The organism is Rhizobium sp. Rhizsp82 (assembly GCF_047325115.1).
Classification (GTDB): domain Bacteria; phylum Pseudomonadota; class Alphaproteobacteria; order Rhizobiales; family Rhizobiaceae; genus Rhizobium.
This window is the reverse complement of record NZ_CP168570.1, coordinates 3,088,068-3,108,805: the sequence shown is the minus strand read 5'-3', so window position 1 is coordinate 3,108,805 and position 20,738 is coordinate 3,088,068. Positions and strand designations below refer to the sequence as shown.

23 protein-coding genes and 1 tRNA gene are annotated in these 20,738 nt (G+C 62.0%); 15 read left to right on the top strand and 9 right to left on the bottom strand.

What is annotated here, in order from left to right; translation table 11 throughout:
- Positions 1-52: 52 nt before the first annotated feature.
- Positions 53-1,111, bottom strand: coding sequence for an aldo/keto reductase (locus tag ACEN84_RS20460; protein WP_413709722.1), 1,059 nt, complete (start codon positions 1,109-1,111; stop codon positions 53-55).
- Between the two features lie 176 nt (positions 1,112-1,287).
- Between ACEN84_RS20460 and ACEN84_RS20455 the strand changes: the two genes are divergently transcribed.
- The 7 genes from ACEN84_RS20455 (at position 1,288) to ACEN84_RS20425 (ending at position 8,115) form a co-directional block, all read left to right on the top strand.
- Positions 1,288-2,268, top strand: a complete 981-nt coding sequence (locus ACEN84_RS20455) for an ABC transporter substrate-binding protein (RefSeq protein ID WP_413709721.1) — start codon at positions 1,288-1,290, stop codon at positions 2,266-2,268.
- A 17-nt stretch (positions 2,269-2,285) separates the two neighbouring features.
- Complete coding sequence (locus tag ACEN84_RS20450; protein ID WP_413709720.1) at positions 2,286-3,980, top strand: ABC transporter permease; 1,695 nt, start codon at positions 2,286-2,288, stop codon at positions 3,978-3,980.
- Positions 3,968-4,996 carry an ABC transporter ATP-binding protein gene (locus ACEN84_RS20445; RefSeq protein ID WP_413709719.1) on the top strand — a complete coding sequence of 343 codons (1,029 nt, stop codon included), beginning with the start codon at positions 3,968-3,970 and terminating at the stop codon, positions 4,994-4,996. Before ACEN84_RS20450 ends, ACEN84_RS20445 begins: the two co-directional genes overlap by 13 nt.
- A gap of 73 nt (positions 4,997-5,069) precedes the next feature.
- Positions 5,070-6,179, top strand: a complete 1,110-nt coding sequence (locus tag ACEN84_RS20440; RefSeq protein WP_413709718.1) for an endonuclease/exonuclease/phosphatase family protein — start codon at positions 5,070-5,072, stop codon at positions 6,177-6,179.
- Positions 6,176-6,922 (top strand): NUDIX hydrolase, encoded by a 747-nt coding sequence (locus ACEN84_RS20435; protein WP_413709717.1) that lies wholly within the window; start codon positions 6,176-6,178, stop codon positions 6,920-6,922. The genes ACEN84_RS20440 and ACEN84_RS20435 overlap by 4 nt, the downstream gene beginning before the upstream one ends.
- Before the next feature lie 65 nt (positions 6,923-6,987).
- Entirely contained in the window at positions 6,988-7,902 is a 915-nt protein-coding gene (locus ACEN84_RS20430; RefSeq protein ID WP_413709716.1) for a PhzF family phenazine biosynthesis protein, read from the top strand.
- 137 nt (positions 7,903-8,039) lie between these two features.
- Positions 8,040-8,115 (top strand) — tRNA-Lys (locus ACEN84_RS20425).
- Between the two features lie 79 nt (positions 8,116-8,194).
- On the opposite strand, the gene ACEN84_RS20420 is transcribed toward ACEN84_RS20425, so the two are convergent.
- The 3 genes from ACEN84_RS20420 to ACEN84_RS20410 all read right to left on the bottom strand — a co-directional run bounded on the left by ACEN84_RS20420 (position 8,195) and on the right by ACEN84_RS20410 (position 9,585).
- On the bottom strand, positions 8,195-8,503 hold the full coding sequence (locus ACEN84_RS20420) for a hypothetical protein (RefSeq protein WP_413709715.1): 309 nt from the start codon (positions 8,501-8,503) through the stop codon (positions 8,195-8,197).
- A gap of 86 nt (positions 8,504-8,589) precedes the next feature.
- Positions 8,590-9,294, bottom strand: coding sequence for a YoaK family protein (locus ACEN84_RS20415; protein ID WP_413709714.1), 705 nt, complete (start codon positions 9,292-9,294; stop codon positions 8,590-8,592).
- Between the two features lie 84 nt (positions 9,295-9,378).
- A complete protein-coding gene (locus tag ACEN84_RS20410; RefSeq protein ID WP_413709713.1) occupies positions 9,379-9,585 on the bottom strand; it encodes a hypothetical protein in 207 nt (68 codons plus the stop codon).
- 251 nt (positions 9,586-9,836) lie between these two features.
- Here ACEN84_RS20410 and ACEN84_RS20405 point away from each other — a divergent pair, with 251 nt between their 5' ends.
- Positions 9,837-9,992, top strand: coding sequence for an entericidin (locus ACEN84_RS20405; protein WP_112715273.1), 156 nt, complete (start codon positions 9,837-9,839; stop codon positions 9,990-9,992).
- A 24-nt stretch (positions 9,993-10,016) separates the two neighbouring features.
- Here ACEN84_RS20405 and ACEN84_RS20400 read toward each other — a convergent pair whose 3' ends face one another.
- Positions 10,017-10,421 (bottom strand): hypothetical protein, encoded by a 405-nt coding sequence (locus ACEN84_RS20400; protein WP_112715271.1) that lies wholly within the window; start codon positions 10,419-10,421, stop codon positions 10,017-10,019.
- 310 nt (positions 10,422-10,731) lie between these two features.
- On the opposite strand from ACEN84_RS20400, the gene ACEN84_RS20395 reads away from it, so the two are divergent.
- Positions 10,732-10,920, top strand: a complete 189-nt coding sequence (locus ACEN84_RS20395) for a hypothetical protein (RefSeq protein ID WP_112715269.1) — start codon at positions 10,732-10,734, stop codon at positions 10,918-10,920.
- 3 nt (positions 10,921-10,923) lie between these two features.
- Here ACEN84_RS20395 and ACEN84_RS20390 read toward each other — a convergent pair whose 3' ends face one another.
- From ACEN84_RS20390 to ACEN84_RS20375, 4 genes are all read right to left on the bottom strand, one after another.
- Positions 10,924-11,160: a hypothetical protein gene (locus ACEN84_RS20390; RefSeq protein ID WP_112715267.1), complete on the bottom strand. Its 237-nt coding sequence runs from the start codon at positions 11,158-11,160 to the stop codon at positions 10,924-10,926.
- A 58-nt stretch (positions 11,161-11,218) separates the two neighbouring features.
- Complete coding sequence (locus tag ACEN84_RS20385) at positions 11,219-11,449, bottom strand: hypothetical protein (RefSeq protein WP_112715265.1); 231 nt, start codon at positions 11,447-11,449, stop codon at positions 11,219-11,221.
- A gap of 71 nt (positions 11,450-11,520) precedes the next feature.
- Entirely contained in the window at positions 11,521-12,456 is a 936-nt protein-coding gene (locus ACEN84_RS20380) for a DMT family transporter (protein ID WP_112715263.1), read from the bottom strand.
- 110 nt (positions 12,457-12,566) lie between these two features.
- Positions 12,567-12,827 carry a hypothetical protein gene (locus ACEN84_RS20375; RefSeq protein WP_112715261.1) on the bottom strand — a complete coding sequence of 87 codons (261 nt, stop codon included), beginning with the start codon at positions 12,825-12,827 and terminating at the stop codon, positions 12,567-12,569.
- Between the two features lie 217 nt (positions 12,828-13,044).
- Between ACEN84_RS20375 and ACEN84_RS20370 the strand changes: the two genes are divergently transcribed.
- The 6 genes from ACEN84_RS20370 (at position 13,045) to ACEN84_RS20345 (ending at position 20,541) form a co-directional block, all read left to right on the top strand.
- A complete protein-coding gene (locus ACEN84_RS20370; protein WP_413709712.1) occupies positions 13,045-14,493 on the top strand; it encodes a DHA2 family efflux MFS transporter permease subunit in 1,449 nt (482 codons plus the stop codon).
- Between the two features lie 275 nt (positions 14,494-14,768).
- Entirely contained in the window at positions 14,769-15,824 is a 1,056-nt protein-coding gene (locus ACEN84_RS20365; protein WP_112715257.1) for a sensor histidine kinase, read from the top strand.
- A gap of 29 nt (positions 15,825-15,853) precedes the next feature.
- Entirely contained in the window at positions 15,854-16,405 is a 552-nt protein-coding gene (locus ACEN84_RS20360; RefSeq protein WP_413709711.1) for a DUF924 family protein, read from the top strand.
- Between the two features lie 128 nt (positions 16,406-16,533).
- Entirely contained in the window at positions 16,534-19,113 is a 2,580-nt protein-coding gene (locus ACEN84_RS20355) for a mechanosensitive ion channel family protein (protein ID WP_413711331.1), read from the top strand.
- A 119-nt stretch (positions 19,114-19,232) separates the two neighbouring features.
- The gene (locus ACEN84_RS20350) at positions 19,233-19,496 is read left to right on the top strand and encodes a hypothetical protein (RefSeq protein WP_112715253.1); all 264 of its coding nucleotides are present in this window, start codon (positions 19,233-19,235) and stop codon (positions 19,494-19,496) included.
- Positions 19,497-19,710: 214 nt separating this feature from the next.
- The gene (locus ACEN84_RS20345; protein WP_112715251.1) at positions 19,711-20,541 is read left to right on the top strand and encodes a response regulator; all 831 of its coding nucleotides are present in this window, start codon (positions 19,711-19,713) and stop codon (positions 20,539-20,541) included.
- Positions 20,542-20,738 lie beyond the last annotated feature (197 nt).

The following is a 20,738-nucleotide window of genomic DNA, read 5'->3' as shown; positions in this document are numbered from 1 at the left end:
GGTTCTCCGATGCCAAATCGGCGCCTGGAGGGCGCCGATCAATCTCTGACTTTTACTGGTTCAGGTGCGGGGCGATCAGTTCGAGATCGGCCTCGCTCAGCCGGTCGCTCGCCGTGTTGCGCTGGTGCCAGTAGGGGTAGAGGAGCGGCGGGACGCTGACGTCGTCGAGGCGCTTGCGCTCTTCGGCGGTCAGTTTCAGGTCGGCTGCGGCGAGATTGTCCTTGAACTGCGCTTCCGTGCGGCCGCCGATGATGACCGAGGTCACCGTCCTGCGGCCGATCAGCCAGGCGAGAGCGACCTGGGCTGCCGAGACGCCGCGGCTTTCGGCGATCGAGACCAGCGTATCGACGATATTCCAGAGACGGTTCTCATCGCGGATCGGCGGCTCGGGCCAGCCGGCGAACTGGCGGGTGCCCTCAGGCGTCGCCTGGTTGCGGCGGTGCTTGCCGGAGAGCAGGCCGGCGGCCAGCGGGCTCCAGACGAGGACGCCGAGGCCCTGGTCGATCGACACCGGCAGCAGCTCGTATTCGGCATCGCGGGCTTCCAGCGTGTAGTGGATCTGCTGGCTGACAAAACGCTGGTAGTTATGCTCTCTGGAGACGCCGAGCGCCTTCATGATGTGCCAGCCGGAGAAATTCGAGCAGCCGATATAGCGGACCTTGCCCTGGCGCACGAGCGTATCGAGCGCTTCCATGGTTTCCTCGACCGGCGTCTGGCCGTCCCATTCATGCAGCTGGTAGAGGTCGATGACATCGGTCTTCATGCGGCGAAGGCTGGCTTCGCAGGCCTCGATCAGGTGCTGGCGCGAGGAGCCGACATCGTTCGGGCCGTCACCCATGCGGAAGCGTGCCTTGGTGGCCAGCATGACACCGTTCTTGCGCTTGCCGCCAAGCACTTCGCCGATGATCTCCTCGGAGGCGCCGGCCGAATAGACGTCGGCGGTATCGATCAGGTTGACGCCGGCATCGAGGCAGAGATCGACGAGGCGGCTGGCTTCGGCCACATCCTGGCTGCCGGTCGCCTTCGCCCAGCCGACGCCGCCGAAGGTCATGGTGCCCATGGTCACGGTTGAAATCTTCAGGCCGGAACGGCCAAGCAGACGATATTCCATTATCCTCTCTCCCAAATTTGAACGGAAACGCGCAATCTGCCGCAAACAAATAGCGGCTCGGCGTCATGGTCAAGCGCAGATGGCCATCTTCGACGCGGCATCTTTAGCCGACTGTCACAATCATGTTATTCGGCCTGTCTATGGAACGGCTAACTTTCACGCTCAGGGATATCACCATGAAGAAGAAGCTCTCCGCTCTCGCTGCGCTGATCGCGGCCGGTCTCGTCTCCGTTTCCGCCCATGCCGGCAATCTGGTGCTCTATACGAGCCAGCCGAACGAAGACGCCCAGGCGACCGTCGATGGCTTCATGGCCGCAAATCCCGACATCACGGTCGACTGGGTGCGCGACGGCACGCCGAAGATCATGGCCAAGCTGCAGGCCGAGATCGAGGCCGGCAATCCGGTTGCCGACGTCCTGCTGATCGCCGACACCGTGACGCTCGAGCGTCTCAAGGAAGCCGGCAAGCTGATGGCTTACAAGTCGCCGGAAGCCGCCAATTACGATGCTGCGCTCTATGACGCCGACGGCTACTATTATTCGACCAAGCTGATCACCACCGGCATCATGTACAACACTTCGGCCTCGATGAAGCCGACGAGCTGGAAGGATCTGACCAAGCCGGAAGCCAAGGGCCTCGTCACCATGCCGAGCCCGCTGACCTCTGGTGCGGCGCTGATCCATGCACAGACGCTGGCCGGCGTTTCCGGTCTCGGCTGGGATTACTACAAGGCGCTCGCCGATAACGGCGCGACGGCTGCCGGCGGCAACGGCGCCATTCTGAAGGCCGTCGCCTCGGGCGAAAAGGCTTACGGCATGGTCGTCGACTACATGCCGATCCGCGAAAAAGCCAAGGGCGCGCCGGTCGAGTTCGTCTTCCCGGAAGAAGGCGTTTCGGCCGTGACCGAGCCGGTCGGCATCCTCTCCAGCGCCAAGAATGCCGATGCAGCGAAGAAGTTCGTCGACTACGTTCTCTCCGAAAAAGGCCAGGAAGGCTTCCTGAAACTCGGCTATATTCCGGCCCGCAACGGCATGAAGCTGCCGGAAGGCTTTCCGGCGCGCGACAGCATCAAGGTGCTGCCGATCAATGCCGCCGAGGCGCTGAAGAATACGGATCAGGATCTGAAGACCTTCTCGGGTATCTACGGGTCGAATTGATCGAAACCGGATAGTCGATGCAGGGTTACGTTCGTCCGGGAAACAGCCAGCCAGCCTGGCTGTTTCCCTTTATCATTCTGGTGGTGCTTGTTCTGAGCGTCCTGCCGCTGGCGCGGCTGGCGGTGGCGGGCATCGCTGCGCTGTCGAATGGCGGGGCAGGGGCGGTGCTCGGCGATCCGGCGCTCTGGTCGGCAACCTATTATACGCTGGTGACGGCAGTGTTCGGGGCCATCATCTCGCTCGTCATCGGCTGCGCTTTCGCCTTTCTGCTGACGCTGACAGATATCCGCGGCAAGGGGCTGATCAGCTTCCTCTTCGTGCTGCCGATGATGATCCCGCCGCAGGTGACGGCGCTTGCCTGGGTGCAGATGTCCGGGCCATCGAGCCCGCTTCTGAAGGCGCTGCATATTGCCCCGCCACTGGGGACGCCGCAGCCGCTCTATTCGGTCGGCGGCATCGCGCTGCTCTACGGCGTCCAGCATGCGCCGCTCGTCTATCTCGCGCTGCGGGCCGGGTTGATGAGCCTGCCGCGCGACGGCGTCGAGGCGGCCCGGCTTTCCGGCGCCTCCAGCCTGCGGGTGTTTCGCGATATCATCCTGCCGCTGTCACTGCCCGGTGTCATCGCAGGTGCGGCGATCTCCTTCGTCTCCTGCACCGGCAATTTCGGCATTCCGGCGATCCTCGGCATTCCCGCCTCGATCTATACGCTGCCGACGCTGATCTTCTCGAAATTCTCGGCCTTCACCAGCCGCACCTTCGGCGACGTGGCGCTGCTCTCGGCGATCATCGCGCTGATTTCAGTCGCGGGTCTCGCCATTCAGGAGCGGGCGCTTCGCGGGCGCGATTACCGGGTGCTCGGCCTCTCCGGGGCGACCGCCGCCTTCGAGCTCGGCGGCTGGCGCCACGTCTTCACGCCGCTGCTCTGGATCGTGCTGTTCTTCATGCTCGCGGCGCCGTTCTTCGCGCTGGTCGCGGGCGCGCTGGTTCCGGCTTATGGCGTGCCGCTGACCTTCAAGACCATGTCTTTCCACGCTTTCTCGGAAATCCTCTTCCGCCAGGCGATCACCCGCACGGCCTTCGTCAATTCGCTGTCGCTGGCGGCCGGTGCCGCCCTGTGTCTCCTGCTGGTGACGGTGCTTGCCGCCTATGCGCTCAGCCGGCGGCGGGATCTCTTGGCCCGGCTGGTTTCGAGCGCGATCGAGATACCCTATTCGCTGCCCGGCATCGTCATTGCCGTGTCCTTCATTCTGGTGTTCGCAGCACCGCTGCCAGTCCTCAACGTCACGCTTTACGGTACGGTCTGGATCATTCTCGTTGCCTATCTCTCGAGCTTCTTCGCGGTCAGCCTGAAGCCTGTCGTCAGCGCCTTTCATCAGCTCGATCCGGCGCTGGAGGAGGCCGCGCGTCTTGCCGGCGCCGGCTTCTTCCGGCGGCTTGCCGATATCATCGTGCCGCTGATCGCGCCTGCTGCCGGTGCCTCCGTCATCCTCGTTTTCCTGATTGCCTGCAACGAGCTGACGATCTCGGCGCTGCTCTGGTCGGCGGGGACGCAGACGCTGGGTGTCGCGATCTATAACCTCGACGACAGCGGCAGTTCGGATCTTGCTTCGGCGCTCTCGGTGCTGGTCGTGCTGATGGTCGTTTTCATAATGCTGCTTCTGGAACTGATGGCAAAGCGGCTGCCCAAGGGAGTGGTGCCGTGGCGAAACTGACGCTCAATCAGGTCAGCAAGGATTTCGGCACCGGGCGTGCGGCCGTCAGCGGTCTTTCGCTCGATGTGCGGGACGGCGGCTTTCTGGCGCTGCTCGGTCCTTCGGGCTGCGGCAAGACGACGGTTCTGAGGATGATCGCCGGGTTCGAGACGCCGACGGATGGTTCGATCCATCTCGGCGAGCGGATGCTTGCCGATGCCGCACAATCGCTGCCGCCGGAGCGGCGCAACATGGCGATGGTCTTCCAGTCCTATGCGCTCTGGCCGCATATGAGCGTTGCCGACAATGCCGGATATCCGCTGAAGGTGCGCGGCGTGAAGGGCGAGGCCTATCGCAGCAAGGTGCGCGAGGCGCTGGCGACGGTGCGGCTCAGCGACTATGCGGATCGGCGCCCCGCCGATCTCTCCGGCGGCCAGAGGCAGCGCGTGGCGCTTGCCCGCTGCCTGGTGACATCGCCCGATGTCGTGCTGCTCGACGAGCCGCTCGCCAATCTTGACCGGCACCTGAAGCAGGAGATGGAGGAGACGTTCCGCGAGTTCCACCAGCGCTCCGGCGCGACGATGATCTATGTGACGCACGACCAGAGCGAGGCGATGGCGCTCGCGACCGACGTTGCCGTTATGTCGGAAGGGCGGCTGCTGCAGGTGGCGGCGCCTGCCGAGATCTATGCGCGGCCGGAGGGGCGGATGGTTGGCGGGTTGATCGGCCGTGGTGCCATCTTGCGTCTTGCATCACCGATCGGTGACAAACGTCAGCTTGATTGGGAAGCGATGCGTGGGGCGTTGGGGACCATCGGTGCGGAGGGGGGCACGGCGGATATTCTCGTGCGGCCCGAGGATGTGGCGATCGGCAGCGAGGGCGTTCCCGCTCTCGTCGACAGCGTGCTCTATGAGGGCGAGCGCTATGCGGTGAAGCTGTTGCTTGGCGATGGCCAAGTTCTCCGCGCCTTCAGCCGCGAACGGGTTTCGGGGGGCGATAACGTGATGGTGGCGGTGCGCTCGGCCTGGCGGCTCTGATCGGGCTTCGGCCTTCACGAACGCAATTTTCGCCTGTACCAATGGCGAAGCAGCATGCAAACGGGAATGCCTGATGTCGCTTCGCCTCGCTACCTTCAATGTCGAAAATCTGATGACGCGTTTCGACTTTACCGGCTTTCGCAACCAGCTGCGCCAGGACCGGGTCATCCAGCTCTTCGAGGTGCGCAGCGAGGGCGTCTACCAGCAGCTGGAGCAGGCGCGCGTGATCGCGGCGACCGACGATACCCGCCAGATGACGGCCTTAGCGATCGCCGATGCCGATGCGGATATCCTCTGCCTGCAGGAAATCGACAACATGGCGGCGCTGCAGGCCTTCGAATACGGCTATCTGTTCCGCATGGTCGGCAATGGCTACCGGCAGAAATATCTGGTCGAGGGCAATGACAGCCGCGGTATCGACGTTGCCGTGCTGATGCGCGAGGAGACGCGCGACGGACGCAAGATCGAGCTTCGCGACATCAAGAGCCATGCGATGCTGACCTATCGCGATCTCGACTTGTTCGACGAGGCGCTGGGGCAGAATGCCCATCTCGACGACAAGATCTTCAAGCGCGACTGCCTGGAGCTCGATCTCCTGATCGGCGGCGTGCCTTTCACGCTCTATGTCGTGCATTTCAAATCGATGGGCAGTCCGCGTGACGGGCTGGACGGTCGCCAGGCGACGATGCCGGTGCGCCGTGCCGAGGCGCGCGCCGTGCGCCGGATCATCGAGAACCGCTTCGGTGCCGGGCAGACGGCCACGAAGAATTTCGCCATCTGCGGCGACATGAACGACTATCAGGAACGCATCGATGTCATCGGCACGCGGCGCACCGGCTATCGATTCGAGCACAAGAACGAGGCCGAGAGCGCGCTCGACGTTTTCAGCCATGACGGCTTCGCCGAGAACGTCATGCGCCGTCGCGACGAAATGGATCGCTGGACGCTCTACCACGCCCGCGGCCCGCAGGAGCAGTGGCTCTGCCAGCTCGATTATATCTGGCTGTCTCCGGCCCTTGCTGCGGCGAATACCGAGCGAAAACCCGAGATCATCCGCCATGGCCAGCCTTTCCGCACCGTCTTTCCGCCGGGCCAGGAAGTCGAGCGCTATCCGCGCACCGGCTGGGACCGGCCGAAGGCGTCTGACCATTGCCCTGTAGTCATGACATTGGATTTGAAATGAACTCGATATTTTCAGAGGAATTTGCCGGTTGGCCGCCGGAGCAGACCGTATTTCCCGTTGCCAAGATCGACCTTCGTGTTCTCGACGGCGAGCATCCCTACCGGATATCCAGGCGCGACGAGATCGCCGCCAACTGGGAGGCCGAGGTGAAGGCCAATCCGGCCCTGTTCGATGGGCGCATGGTGTTTCAGCACCGGTTGGCACTTGGCGAGGATGGGATCAGGGGGCAGGGATATGTCATCCCGTTCTCGACTTTCATGTACTGGCGACGGCAACAGGACCGGACGGGCGGCATGCACCTCTTTTCCTATCCTGTCATCGAAGCCTCCGACAACGCGCTGGTGGCGATCCGCATGGGCGCGCATACCGCCAATCCCGGCCAGGTCTATTTCGCCGCCGGTTCGCTGGAGCCCGAGGATATCGCATCCGGCGTCTGCGACCTTGAATTCAACATGCGCCGCGAGGTGCTGGAAGAGACCGGCCTCGATCTCTCCCACTCGACGCCGGGCGACAGCTACTATGCCAGCCGCTTCCGCCGCACCGTCACCGTCATGCGGCTGTATCGTTTCGATCTGACTGCGGACGAGATCGTCGAGCGAATTGCGGCGCATATGCTGGTGGCCGAAGACAAGGAAATCGCCGGTGCGGTGGCGATCCGCTCGGCCGATCACTCGGCCTATCCGTATAACGTCGCCATGCTGCCGGTTATCGATTGGTATTTTGGTAATCCAGACAAAACCTAAAACCTTGCACTCGTTTCGCCGGTCGGGCAGGTTGGCGGTTCGATGACCGATTCAAGGAGGCCGATGTGGCGCGCAGCTACAGCGTCTACGATGTGTTCACCGACCGCAAGCTCGCCGGCAATCCGCTGGCCGTCATCTTCGACGGCGAGGACCTGAGCGACGAGGCGATGCAATCGATCGCCCGCGAAACCAATCTGTCCGAGACCGTCTTCGTCCAGAAGTCGGCCAATCCCGCCTATAGCGCCAGGATCCGCATCTTCACGCCGGGCCGTGAACTGCCGTTTGCCGGTCATCCGACCGTGGGTACCGCGATCGCGCTCGCCGAGCGCACGCATGGCAGCGATGCGACGCTCGATCTCGTCTGCGTGCTGGAAGAAAATGTCGGGCCGGTGCGCTGTGCGGTGCGGCTGCGCGAGGGCGTCGCGAGTTTTGCCGAATTCGATCTGCCGCGCAAATCGCAGCAGATCGCCATGCCGCTCGAGAAGCTCGGTATCTCCAACGCGCTGTCGCTGAAGGTGACGGAGGTGGGATTCGAGAATCACGTTCCGTCGATCTGGAGCGCCGGCGTGCCGTTCCTGCTGGTGCCGATCCATGACGTCGGTGCGGCCCAGCGCATGGAGTTCGATCCGCAGCTTTGGGAAAAGACGGTGCCCTTCGTCGATGGCGCGCTGGCTTCGGCCTATATCTACTGCCGCGGCGGGGTGAACCATTCGGCGAAGTTTCATGCGCGGATGTTTGCGAGCGGAATGGGGATCGTCGAGGACCCGGCGACCGGTTCTGCGGCGGCTGCACTCTCCGGAGCGATTCACCATTTCGACCGTCTGCCCGATGGTCATCATCCGATCACCATCGAACAGGGTGTGGAAATGGGCCGTCCCTCGATTATCCACCTTCACATGGATGTCGAGGCTGGAGCGATCTCAAACGCCCGGATTGGCGGCCAGGCAGTGCGTTTGGCCACGGGTTCGCTCGACCTTTGATTTCATTGCATTTCAGCCATGCAGAAAAAAATCGAAGAATTTTTCGAGGGGCGCTAGACAAGGTCGAATATCCTGTTTATACGCCCCCTCACACCGCGCCGAGAGGCACGGGACACCGAGCGGAAACGCAAGGGAATGGGTGATTAGCTCAGTTGGTAGAGCAGCTGACTCTTAATCAGCGGGTCGTAGGTTCGAGCCCTACATCACCCACCATCTTCTCCTTGAAAAGATTGAAGATAAAGCGCCGCAGCGCCCCACCAGGGGCGCTGCGCTTTTGCGTTTTGGAAGGCCGCTAACGCGGGAATTTGTTGTAGAAAGATTCCGGATCGTAGACGCAGGCGTAGTCGAGAACGCATTGCTTTCCGGTGGCGTCCCTGAGGCTCGTGGTCGCCCATTTGTCGCCCAGCCGGCACTGCGATGGCGGGTGGCGGAAACTGCGGCCGCCGATGCCGATCCGAACGAAGACGGCCGGATTCTGGCGGATGATTTTCGCGAGTTCGTTGCAGGTGTGGTCGCGGGCCTTGACCTCGATGGCATCCAGGGCGAAGGCGGCCGACGGCAAAAGCACCGCGGCGGCGAGTGCGGCGATAACGATCTTCATATGCGGATTCCCTCTCATGCGCGGCGGCAGGAATTGTCTCTGGCCTCCATCATCAGATGGTTGCGTTTTCCGGCCAGACAAGCCCGTCAGCGCGCGATCGCGGTGCGTCTGATGTAGCGGGCGCAGAGAGCCAGCAGGATGACGCTGAAGGCGCAGAATACGCTTCCGCCCGCCGCCTTGTATCCGAGCACGCCAGCGACGCCGCCAAGCAGGAAAAACAGCACTGTCGCAGCATGCAACGTCAGGCGGCGGACGATCTGCGGGCGCTCGGGTGCGGCCTTGCCGCCGATCAGCAGCGCGAGACCGACGCCGATATCTGTGGCGATGCCGGAAACATGGGTGGTGCGCACGCGGCTGCCGGAGATACGTGTCGATGCAGCGTTCTGGATGCCCATGGTGAAGCTGAGGAGCCCGGCGATGGTGATGCCGTTCGCGGCCGGTCCGGCGCTGCCGGCATAGAGCCCCACGGCGAGCAATAGCGCTGCTTCGGAGAGCAGCGTCAGGGCATAGATATTGGCAAGCCGCCGCTGCTTGCCGATCTCGATGAAGAGCGAGGCGCTGAAGGCACCGAGAACGAACATCACGACAATCATCAGGAAGGCGAGAGCAGCGCTGAACTCGCGGACCGACATGTGATCGGAGATCATCGAGACATTGCCGGTCATGTTGGCGGAGAAATAGCCGAAGGCGAGGAAGCCCGCGCTGTTGACGCCGCCCGCCACAAAGGCGAGCACGGCCGCGAGAAGAAGATCGATCTTGGATGTGCGGCTATCGCCTTCGTGGACCAGCATATCGGGGGAGCTCGCTGAAACGCCTTGAGAGCCCTAGTCAGCCGTGAGTCTGCGATCGGCGCAAGCCGTGAAAATCATGGGGTGTCAGGCGAAGATCCGCGGATCGGCGCGGGCGGCGTCTTCCTGGCGATATTCCCAGCCATTAGCAGTGATGCGGCGCCAGGTGGGCCGTCCATCGCTCGTATAGCTGCCGTCGATCGACTTGCGGGGCGGGAAGGGCGCGGCACATTGGTGCCAGATATAGCTGTTCGGCGGTGGTGGATTCAAAAACCTGGTCAATCGCTTCAACATGGCGAACCCCGAGGGTGGTGAGGCCCGCCGCGTTAGGGGTGAGGCGGGCCTTTGAACAGGAGGACATACGCAAAACTGACGCCTCGTCATGGTTGTAGCATCGACGTCGGAAAATCCAGCGTGACACGGGCGTGACATTGGCATTTGCGCGGTTACGTTGAATAAATCGTAGCGAAGCTGCGGCCGCTATTGATTTCGGCACAGTTGGTAACATCTTCATCCCATTGCCAGTTTCGACACAGGGGATATCAATGCCGAAGTCCGCCCTCGCTTTTGTCTGCCTTTCCGCTCTTCTTTTGTCTTCCTGCGGGAATACCGCCTGGGGCCTGAAGAAGGACGGCCAGGATGCGAGCCATGCCATGGACAATGCCACGCATCGCGTTCTCTCGGCCGGTGCCAAGAAGTAGCGCCGCCCGGCCTGCAGGCGGCGCCTAGCGCATCGGCTGCGGCGTCGGCGCGCTGATCGTGCTCTTCGACGAGAACAGCACGAAGGCAAACAGCAGCACGCCCACAAAGACGATCAGCGAGGAGACGGCGACGAGCGGTTCCATCGCCATATTGCCTTCGAGCATCATGTAGAGCGACGGCACCATGATCACGACGCCGGCCGTATAAATGTAATACTGGATCATCGCTATACGGCGCTCGGCCTTGGCCGGGTTCAGCGCGTAATAGACGCCGAACAGCGCCATGCTGACCCATCCCAAGAGATTACAGTGCGCATGTGCACCGATCACCGTATGATCTTCCGATATCGCCATCTTCAGCCCGATGCCGATACCGATGATGAAGAAGATGACCGCGGTTTTGAAGTAAAGTTCAGCTAGACGTGGCATGATATTTCCCCTCCGTTCGTCTGCAATCAAGACTAGCACTTGTTGCGATCCGGGAAAATGCATGCTTTTCTATGAGGAGCTGCTGACGTTTCTTTCGATAAAAAGAAACCCCGCCGGGGGCGGGGCAGCTGGGGAAGTGAGAGTAAAGCGATCTCCATCGCACGATATGAATTAGGGCGGCACGCTTTGCCGGCTACCCCTCATGAGCAGAAATTCCGTGTCCGGTTATGGTTAATTTTTTAACTATATCGGCAGTAGGGTGGAACGGAAGCGAGCTGCTTGCCGTTGTGGCAGCGAACTGGAGGAAACGATGATCTTCAAAATCTTTGCTGCCAAACCCGAAGTCGAAACCGCCGACACCGGCACCTTTGCGGATGGGCATTTCGAAACCCAGCGCATCGATGTCAGCAGCCGGCGTGATGGCCGTTACCGTTCCTCGCATGAGCGTGACTATGGTCCGGGACGCAAGATTGCCGAGGTTCCGCTCGGTCTCGCCTGATCGTCAGGCGGTCTTTTCCGTCAGTGCCCGGAAGGCGAATTTCCGGTTGCACTCACATCTGATGATATAGGTCTCCTGAAAATTGGAGGCCTTTTCCTCGAAGAAGCCGCGCGGCATCTCGTCGATCAGAAATGCCGGATGCTTACGCGTCGGGTGGTCGTCCTCTGAGACCTCTGCGATACCGGTATTGCCGCATTGCGGGCAGGTTAGCTTCTTCGAAAAGCGGTCGCGTGCGGCCATTTCATTTCCTTCCAGATTCACCCGGTCATACAGGCGAACGGCTTTTCAGGAAAGCCGCTCAGGGTGCTGGCGTCTCGATATGCTGTGGTTTCGGCGTCGATCCCGTTGTTGCCGGATCGGGCCCGGGCGATATGGCGACTGTGCCTGCAATGATGACCGCGACAATGGCGCCGGCGATCCCGAAGGTCCAGATCAGCCAGCTGCGGCGCTCCTGCTCGTAGATACGCTGTTCCTCCTCGGCGGGAGAAATATAGGGTTGCCGGCCCTCGGTCCTGTTTTTGTCAGCCATGAAAACTCCGTGCTTTTAGGGGGAACAGGCCGATGCCCGGATTGTTCCCGCCACGGAGCTTCAAAACCGGCTCAGTCGGTGGCGACCGTCGTGACCGCAGGCGCCTGGTTGTCGGAGGAGACGACGGCCGTCGGCAGCGGCGTCCCGCGCTTGCGCTCGCGCACCAGAGTCAGCAGGCCGGAGCAGATGATCAGCGCGATGCCGCCTGCCATCGGCAGGTCGATCGTGTCGTCGAAGATCAGGTAGCCGAAGGCGATCGCCCAGATCATCTGGCTATATTGCGGCGGGGCCACGAGATTGGCCGGAGCGAGGCGGGCGGCGGTCATCAGCAGCACGTTGCCGATCGCGCCGAGAATGCCGTAGCTCGCAATGAAGAACCATTCGCGTGCCGTTGGGATGGCGATGTTGGAGACCATCAGCAGGCCGCTGACGATCAGCGTGCCCAGGAGGCCGGCGCCATAGAGCGACAGGCGCTTTTCCGCCGGACCCATGGCGCGCAGGATGACGATCGAGATCGCGGCGCTGATGCCGCCGATCGCGGCTGCCAGGTGGCCGACGGAGAGTTCGCGAAAGCCCGGGCGCAGCACGATCAGCACGCCGATGAAGCCGACGATGACTGCCGTCCAGCGCTGCCAGCGGACATCTTCTTTCAGGAAGATCACCGAGAGGATGGTGACGAAGGAGGGGAGCAGGAACAGCAGGCAGAAGGCTTCCGCCATCGGCAGCTTGGTGAAGGTGATGATCGAGGCGATGGCGCCGATCGCGCCGCAGGCAAAGCGCAGCATCCAGAGCGTGCGGTTCGAGGTCTTCACCAGATCCGTCCAGCTGTCATCCCTGCCCTTGATGAAGGGGAGGACGACGATGCCGAAAGCGCAGCCGAGAAAGGCAATCTGATAGGCGGGGATCGCACCGTGGAGGATCTTGATCGACGCGTCGCTGAAGGCAAAGACGGCGTAGGCCGCGAACGCGACGAGGACGCCGCGAAGCGGCGAGGCAGAGGAGGGCATGACATAGAATCGCGTGAGAGGGATCGCAGCCTTCCATACGCGGGAAATGCCGCCCCAGGCAGGGGCGGCGGCGAATAGCTGCCATGCCGTTTCGGCGGTGCTGTCTGCGCTCAGCGGGCCTCGCTGCGCAGCTGGGCGCCATATTCGCGGTAGATGCTCAGGCAGTCGGTGTAGCTCAGCGTGCCATTGTCGCCATAGACGATATGGACGCTCGAGGCGTCGGTTGCGGCTTGCTCGACGACGAAGAGAATGGCGTCGCCGAGCGATTTGCCCGTGATCGGCAGGTCGCTGCCATCTTCCTTGGTCATTCCTTCGACGGTGGCTGCAATCTTGCGATGGCTGAAAACGGCGCGTCGGTCTTCCGGCGTCATGAAAATGTCCTCAATCGAAAAGGGGGCGATTTGCCCTTACGATCGATGAAACGCCCGGCGGGGCATTTTGTGCCAAAGAGAGTGAACCGATCACGCAAGATTTGACCTTTCCGAAGCCGGATAAGGGGCGTATGCACGGTCATCCCCTTTTTGCCGGCCGGTCCGCCCGGGCCATCCGCCGCCGGCGCCACGGAATCGCAATCGCATTGGCTTCTCGATGACCCCGGCTGACATGACAGACAAGATCGACGACGCGGCAAGCGCCCGCCAGGCGAAGATCGTCGCGCTGGTGGTTGCCGTTTCCTTCTTCATGCAGATCCTCGACGGCACGATCGTCGCCACCTCGCTGCCGCAGATGGCGGCAAGCTTCGGGGTGCAGCCGGTGTCGATGAGCATCGGCATCACCGTCTACATGCTGACCGGCTCCGCCTTCATTCCGCTGTCTGGATGGCTCGGCGACCGCTTTGGCGCCCGGCGTATCTTCCTGATTTCGATCGCCGTCTTTACCGGCGCCTCGCTGCTTTGCGGCCTTTCCGGCAGCCTGACGCAGTTCATCATCGCCCGCGCCATCCAGGGCGCAGGCAGCGCGCTGATGACGCCGGTCGGGCGGATCATCGTGCTGAAGAATGCCCGTAAGTCGGAACTTGTGCAGGCGATCGCGCTGATCACCTGGCCGGCGCTGACGGCGCCGGTCGTCGGCCCTGTGCTCGGCGGGTTCATCACCACCTATGCCAGCTGGCACTGGAACTTCCTGATCAACATTCCGATCGGCCTGATTGGTCTGTTCCTGGTGATGCGCTTCGTGCCGGAGCAGAAGGAAGAGGAAGCAGGCAGGCTCGATATCCTTGGCTTCCTCCTCAGCGCTCTGGGCTTGACGCTGCTGCTGACGGCGCTGGAGATTTCGGTCAAATGGCATGGCGGGATGCTGCCCGTCGCCGCGATGTTCGCCGGCGGCGTGCTGTTTTCCTACCTCGCGACGCGCCACTTCCTCGTTGCGCAAAACCCGCTGCTCGATCTCTCGGCCTTCAAGGTGCAGACCTTCGCGCTCTCGACGCTCTATGCCGGAACGGCCTGCCGCGTGGCGATCAATGCGACGCCGTTTCTGCTGCCGCTGCTCTTCCAGCTCGGGTTCGGGATGAGCTCGATTGCGGCGGGCACCTGCCTGCTCGTCTATTTCCTCGGCAATCTCGGGATGAAGACGGTGACGACGCCGCTGCTGGCGATCTTCGGTTTCCGCAACGTGCTGGTGTTCAATGGCCTGATCGCCGCGGGCTCGATCATCGTCTGCGGCTTCTTCACCGAGAGCACGCCGCAGGTGCTGATCTATGCCATGCTGTTCATCGCCGGTCTGTCGCGCTCGATGGAATTCACGGCGCTCAATACGCTGGCCTTTGCCGATATCAATTCGGCGCAGCGCAGCTCCGCCTCGACACTGTCGAGCATGCTGCAGCAGGTATCGCTGCTGCTCGGTGTTGCTGTTGCAGCGGCAGCACTCAACATTTCGGCGGCCTTCCGTGCAGCGCCCCAGCCGGAGCTTTCGGATTTTCGCTGGGCGTTTCTGACCGTCGGGCTGATCGGCATCGTGTCCTGCCTGCGGTTTGCCAAGCTTCCGCCGGAGGCGGGTGCCGAGGTTTCGAAGCACCGGCGATACTCAAAAAAAGTCTGATTGCGATGGAACCATTTGGACTTACCGGCGTTTATCGCGCGGGTTAGTGCGTCCTCTTGTGTCTTTTCATTCTTAATCGCGCCTTGGCGGATACTACCGCAAGGTGAAGGTACATTGCAGATGGTGTCGTTTGAAATTCGACGGTCGATATATTTCCGGGGACGGGGCGGATTTGCTGCTGTTTACGCACGATGACCGATACAATACGACAATCCAGAGCAGACGATTCGGCCGCCAGGCAGCCACGTTGCTGCGAGGCAGAGTCCGGAGGCGGAATGGGTGACGACACGGTCGATGCGGGCAAGACGATCCGCATCCTCTACATCGATGACGACGATGCGCTCGCAATGCTGATGCGCCGCAATCTGTCCCGGCGGGGTTTTACCGTCGAATGGGCGGAAGACGGCGCGACGGGGCTGAAGCGTGTTGCCGAAGGCGGCATCGATGCGGTCATCCTCGATCACTTCCTCAAGGCCGAAACCGGGCTCGACATCCTGCCGAAGCTGATGGAGCTGCCGGATCATCCGCCCGTCATCTACGCCACCGCGTCCGGTGATACGAGCGTTGCCGTCGCCGCCCTGAAGGCGGGGGCTGACGATTACGTTTTGAAGGGCATCTCGCACGACTACTTCGATCTTCTGGCCGCCGCCCTCGAACAGGGGCTGGAGCGGGCACGCTTCCGCCGCGAGACGGCGCAGGCGCAGGAAGTGATCCGCCAGCAGCGTGACCATGCCGAAATGCTGCTCGCTGAAGTCAATCACCGCATCGCCAATAGCCTCGGCCTCGTCGGCGCGCTGATCCGCATGCAGTCGTCGATGACGACGGACCAGGTGGCGATCGACGCGCTGCAGGAAACGCAGATGCGTATCAATGCGATCGCCAGCGTCCACCGTCGCCTCTATACAAACCGCCAGGTCGGCACCGTGCAGATCGACGAATATCTCGGCAGCCTGCTGACCGAGCTCGAGGCGTCGATGCGCGACGACAAGCGGCCGCACCGGGTGGTGCTGGCGGCAAAGCCGGTCAACCTGGCGACCGACAAGGTCATCACGCTCGGCCTTATCGTCAGCGAGCTCGTCACCAATGCCTTCAAATACGCCTATGGCGACGGCATCGAGGGCGAGGTTCGCGTCATCATCGACCAGACTGACGATCTCCTGCGCGTCATTGTCGAGGACGATGGTGCCGGTTTCGATCATGCGGGTCCGGCAAAGGGCACGGGTCTCGGCACGAAGATCCTGACGGCGATGGCCGCAAGCCTGAAATCCGAGCTCGGCTACGACAGGGAACATCGCGGCACGCGGGCAACGCTTGTCTTCTCGATCGGCTGAGCGGCTGACGAAGCGCCGGGGAGGGACGCTTGGCTAAAATCTGTACGCCTGACGAGGTGCTGCGCTTCTGGCTGGAAGAATGCGGCCGCGACATGTGGTTCCGGTCGTCGCTGGCGCTGGACGAGCAGATCATGGCGCGGTTTCGCGACACGCATCTGACGCTTGCCGGCGGCGGCGTCGAGACGTGGCGGGCGACGCCCGAGCAGCGTCTGGCCGCGATCATCGTCCTCGACCAGTTTCCCCGCAATATCTACCGCGCCACGCCGCTTGCCTTCGCGACCGATCCGCTGGCACTGCGGGAGGCGAAGCTCGCGATCGAGGCGGGGGCGGACAAGGCGATTGCGGCGGCGCATCGCTGCTTTTTCTACATGCCATTCGAGCATTCAGAAGTGCTCACCGAGCAGGATCGCTCGGTGGCGCTGTTCGAAGAGCTGGGTGATGCCGAATATGCCGATTATGCGCGGCGTCACCGCGAGGTGATCGTCAAATACGGGCGCTTTCCACATCGCAATGCGATCGTCGGGCGCAGTTCGAGCGAGGCGGAGCTCGCCTATCTCGCGCAGCCCGGCTCCGGCTTCTGACCGGGCATTTTCACATCCGCCTTTCTGTCGCCTTTCTTTGCGATAAGAAGCGGCCTCATTGATTGATAGAATCCTGCGGGGATATTTTGCGGCCCATTCATTTCCTGCTCCGAAGCCTCGTTCTGGTGATGCTGACGATTGCGACGCTGGCACAATCCACCGGTGTGCCGATGGCGCAGGTCGCCCAGCCGGCCGCACCGGCACCCGCCGCGCAACCGGCGCCAGCACCGGCAGCCCCGCCTGCAGCCGCTCCTGCGCCAGCCGCCGCGGCTCCCGCAACCGCTGCGCCGCAGGCTGATGCTCCGCTTGCCAACAGCGGGCTTGAACAGGCTCTGAAGGATATCGAGGGCGCCAAGAAGAAGCTTACCGCCTATCAGGAAAGCGCCAAGACCAATGCCGGTGATGACGACGCGCTGGTGACGCTTGCCGGTCAGGTGGACGAACTCGGCCGCGGTGTGATCGCTACATCCGTCGGTCTTCGCCCGCGTTTCGACCAGATCAAGAACCGCCTGGCCGAGATCGGCGAGCCGCCGAAGGACGGGCAGCCGCCGGAAGCCGAGATCGTCACCAACGAGCGCAATGCGCTGACGGCCGAGCGGTCACAGATCAACGCGGTGACCGGCGATGCCGAGAACCTCTCGATGGCGATCAACAAGCTGACCAATCAGGTCGCCGAGACCCGCCGCCGGCTGTTTGCCGCGACTCTATTGCGCCGGACCGACGTTTCGATGTCGGTGCTCGACGATGCCGGGAGCTCGTTCCTGGTCGAAGTCGGGAAGTTCAATGACGCGCTGACGAGCTGGCTGGTCTTCGTCTGGAAGTTCAAGAGCCTGCCGATGTTTACGGCGCTGTTCCTGTCGCTGGCGACCGCGCTCATCCTGCTTTCCGGCGGCTACCGGATTTTCGGCCGGTATCTGAGGCGCGACGACAGCATCGAGCAGCCGAGCTATATCAGCCGCTTGTCGATCGCCTTCTGGGCCACCGTCATCCGCACCTCGTCGCTCGTCGTGCTGCTCGTCACCTCCTATTTCTTCCTCGACAGTTTCAATGTGCTGCGGCCCGACATCGCGCCTGTCGTCGCGGCGCTGTTTGCGGCGATCGGGCTTATCTATTTCGTGCGGCGCTTCACCAATGCCGTCTTTGCGCCGGGTGAGCCGCACTGGCGCCTGGTGCGCCTCTCCAATCGCGGGGCGCAGTCGATCGGCGCCTGCCTGCTGGCAATGGCGATCGTCAACGCGCTCGACTATTTCTTCGGCAGCATCGGCGAGGCGATGGGATCACCGCTGGTGCTGACGGTGGTTCGCAGCCTGATCGCGTCGATGATCATCGGCCTGATCCTGATTGCCGCCTCCTTCGGCCGCCCGATGCTGGCCCGCAGCGGCGATCCGGATGCGCCCGGCCGTCATTGGCCGCGCGGCATGGCGATCATCCTTCGGGTGCTCGGTGCCGGCCTGATCATCACGGCGCTGACGGGCTATGTCGGTCTGGCGCGTTTCGTCGCCACACAGCTGATCATCACCGGCGCCATCGTCGTCACCACCTATATCGGCCTCCTGTCGGGCAAGGCGATCTCGAAGACCGAGACCTTTGGCGAGACCTTCATCGGCCGCTTCCTGATGCAGCGTTTCAAGCTTGGTCCCGTTGCTGTCGACCAGGCGGGGCTTGCCGTTGGTCTGGCGATCTACGCTGTCGCGCTGATGACCGGCATTCCGCTGGTGCTGCTGCTCTGGGGCTTCCACATCCAGGATCTGCAGCAGATCGCCTACCGGCTGTTCACTGAGGTTCGTCTCGGCGGCATCAGCATCTCGCTGGTCGGCATCTTCACAGGCATCCTGCTCTTTGCCGGCGGCTATCTCGTCACGCGCTGGATCCAGCGCTGGCTCGACGGCAATGTCATGGCGCGCAGCCACGTTGATCTCGGCGTGCGCAATTCGGTCAAGACGGGCATCGGCTATCTCGGCGTCGGCGTTGCCGCCATCATCGGTGTTTCCGCTGCCGGTATCGACCTGTCGAGCTTCGCGCTCGTCGCCTCGGCCCTGTCGGTCGGTATCGGTTTTGGCCTGCAGAATATCGTTTCGAATTTCGTCTCCGGTCTGATCCTGCTGGTCGAGCGTCCCTTCAAGGTCGGCGACCACGTTGTATCGGGAACGGCCGAAGGTATCGTCACCCGCATCTCGGTGCGCGCGACCGAGATCGAGACCTTCCGCAAGCAGTCGATCATCGTGCCGAACTCGGAGCTGATCAACGCGGCGGTCGGCAACTGGACGCATCGCAACAAGGTCGGCCGTTCGGAAATTCCGGTTTCCGTCAGCTACGATGCCGATCCGCAGAAGGTGATGGATATCCTGCTTGAGCTCGTCAACGCCGTACCGCAGGTGCTGCGCAATCCCGAGCCGCATGTCGAGTTCCTGCGCTTCGGCACCTATTCGCTGGATTTCGAACTGCGCTTCATGCTGGCCGATATGGGCGACGGCCTGAAGGTGCGCAACGGGCTGCGTATCGCCATCCTGCGGCGCTTCCGCGAGGAGGGGATCGAGATCCCGCTGCCGCAGAGCGACATCACCTATCATCGCGACAATGCGACGCCGCCGCTCATCCAGGCGAAGGACGAGCCGGAAGAAAATCCTAAGGATAACGAGACAAAGGAAGAGGGCGGCCAGGTACGCCAGTTGCGCGGCAAGACGGCCGATGGCAAGCTCAAGGGCTAGGGGCCTTATTCAGCGGCCGTTCACGGGCGGCCGGCTATAAGGTTCGGGTAATCGGGTTTTCGCTGCTGGGGGCAGCAGCGCCGATATGCTCCTGAGGGCGCGTCAACGCGCCGTTACGAATGGCAAGACTTGCCGCCGGATTGCTTCTTTCCCTCTTCGCCGCCTGGGGCGCATCAGCGGCGACCATCACCAATACAGACCCAGCCGCGGTCGTTCTCGTCATCACCGAGGGCGGCAACAAGGTGGAGATCGTCGTCGATAGCGGCGCTTCCGAAAACCTCTGCGCATCCGGCTGTTTCATGACGACGCCCGACGGCGATCGCATCGGCCTCGATGGCGGCGAGACGATCGAGATCGTCAAGGGTTCGGCGGTCATCAAGTAAAGCGCTTGCGCCCGGAACGGGGTTGTGGCGGCTTGCGGCCTGCGCAGCCCTTGCGGGCGCTTGAGCATAATCTTTTAAGCATAAGCAAAAGAAGGTATCGGGCCGGCGCTGCAAGAACTTCCGGGCGGTTTTCCGGGGCGTTCGATTAATAATTGTTCAAATGAATTGATATATCTGTCCCATCGAGGGGCACATTTTCATTCAAAGGTTTGCTATGTCGTTTTTAGGTATTTCGGGAATGCAATATTCCGGCGAAATGTTTGCGGGTGCGCGTATTATTCTTGCCGAGGATTCCAACGTCTTCACGTCGATGGTCAGCAAGCGGCTGAAGGAGCTGTTCGACATCACGGTCGAAGTATGCCGTGACTTCGAGGAGCTGCAGCTCGCCTACGACAAGTCGTCCGATCCGATCACGCTGGCGATCTCCAATATCAACCTGCCGGGCGCCGAAAAGGGCGAGGCACTGGAATATCTGGTCGATCTCAGCATTCCGACCATCGTCTTCACCGGCACGTTCAACGAGACCCTGCGTGACGAGCTGATGGCCAAGGACATCGTCGACTATATCCTCAAGGACAATGTCTTCGCCGTCGATCTCCTGTCGGAATCGATCTGCCGCTTCCTCACCAACAAGCGCCATCACGTGCTGATCGTCGACGACAGCGCGACGGCCCGCGCTCTGCTCTCCAGCCGTCTGAAGCGCTATAATTTCCGCGTCAGCGTGGCCGAAAGCGGCGCCAAGGCGCTCGAAATCCTCAAGGCCAATCGCGACATCGGTCTGATGGTCACCGATTACAACATGCCCGATATCGACGGCTTCGAGCTGACACGCCGAATCCGCGCCAATATCGGCTCGCATGAACTGCGCATCATCGGCGTTTCCTCGTCTTCGAACCGGCTGCTTTCGGCCCGCTTCCTGAAGGCCGGCGGGAACGATTTCATGCTGCGCCCGTTCATCGACGAGGAGTTCTATTGCCGCGTCAATCAGAACCTCGACACTTTGCTGCAGATCAAGACGATGAAGCGAGAGCGAGCGGTTGCATAGTTCGACAATCTTCCATGACGGATTGTGGAGGGCCCCCGGATGAACGAGGGCCCTGCTTCCGTTGTTAAGAGAAGTCGAATTTTTGCAATTTCAGGTTATTTTAGAGCCCGCTTGGCTCTTCACCCAATTGGGTGTGTCCGCTATCGTCCGAGCCGTTGTGGAAAGAGTCGATTCGACTCTCTCTTGCAGCACGGGGA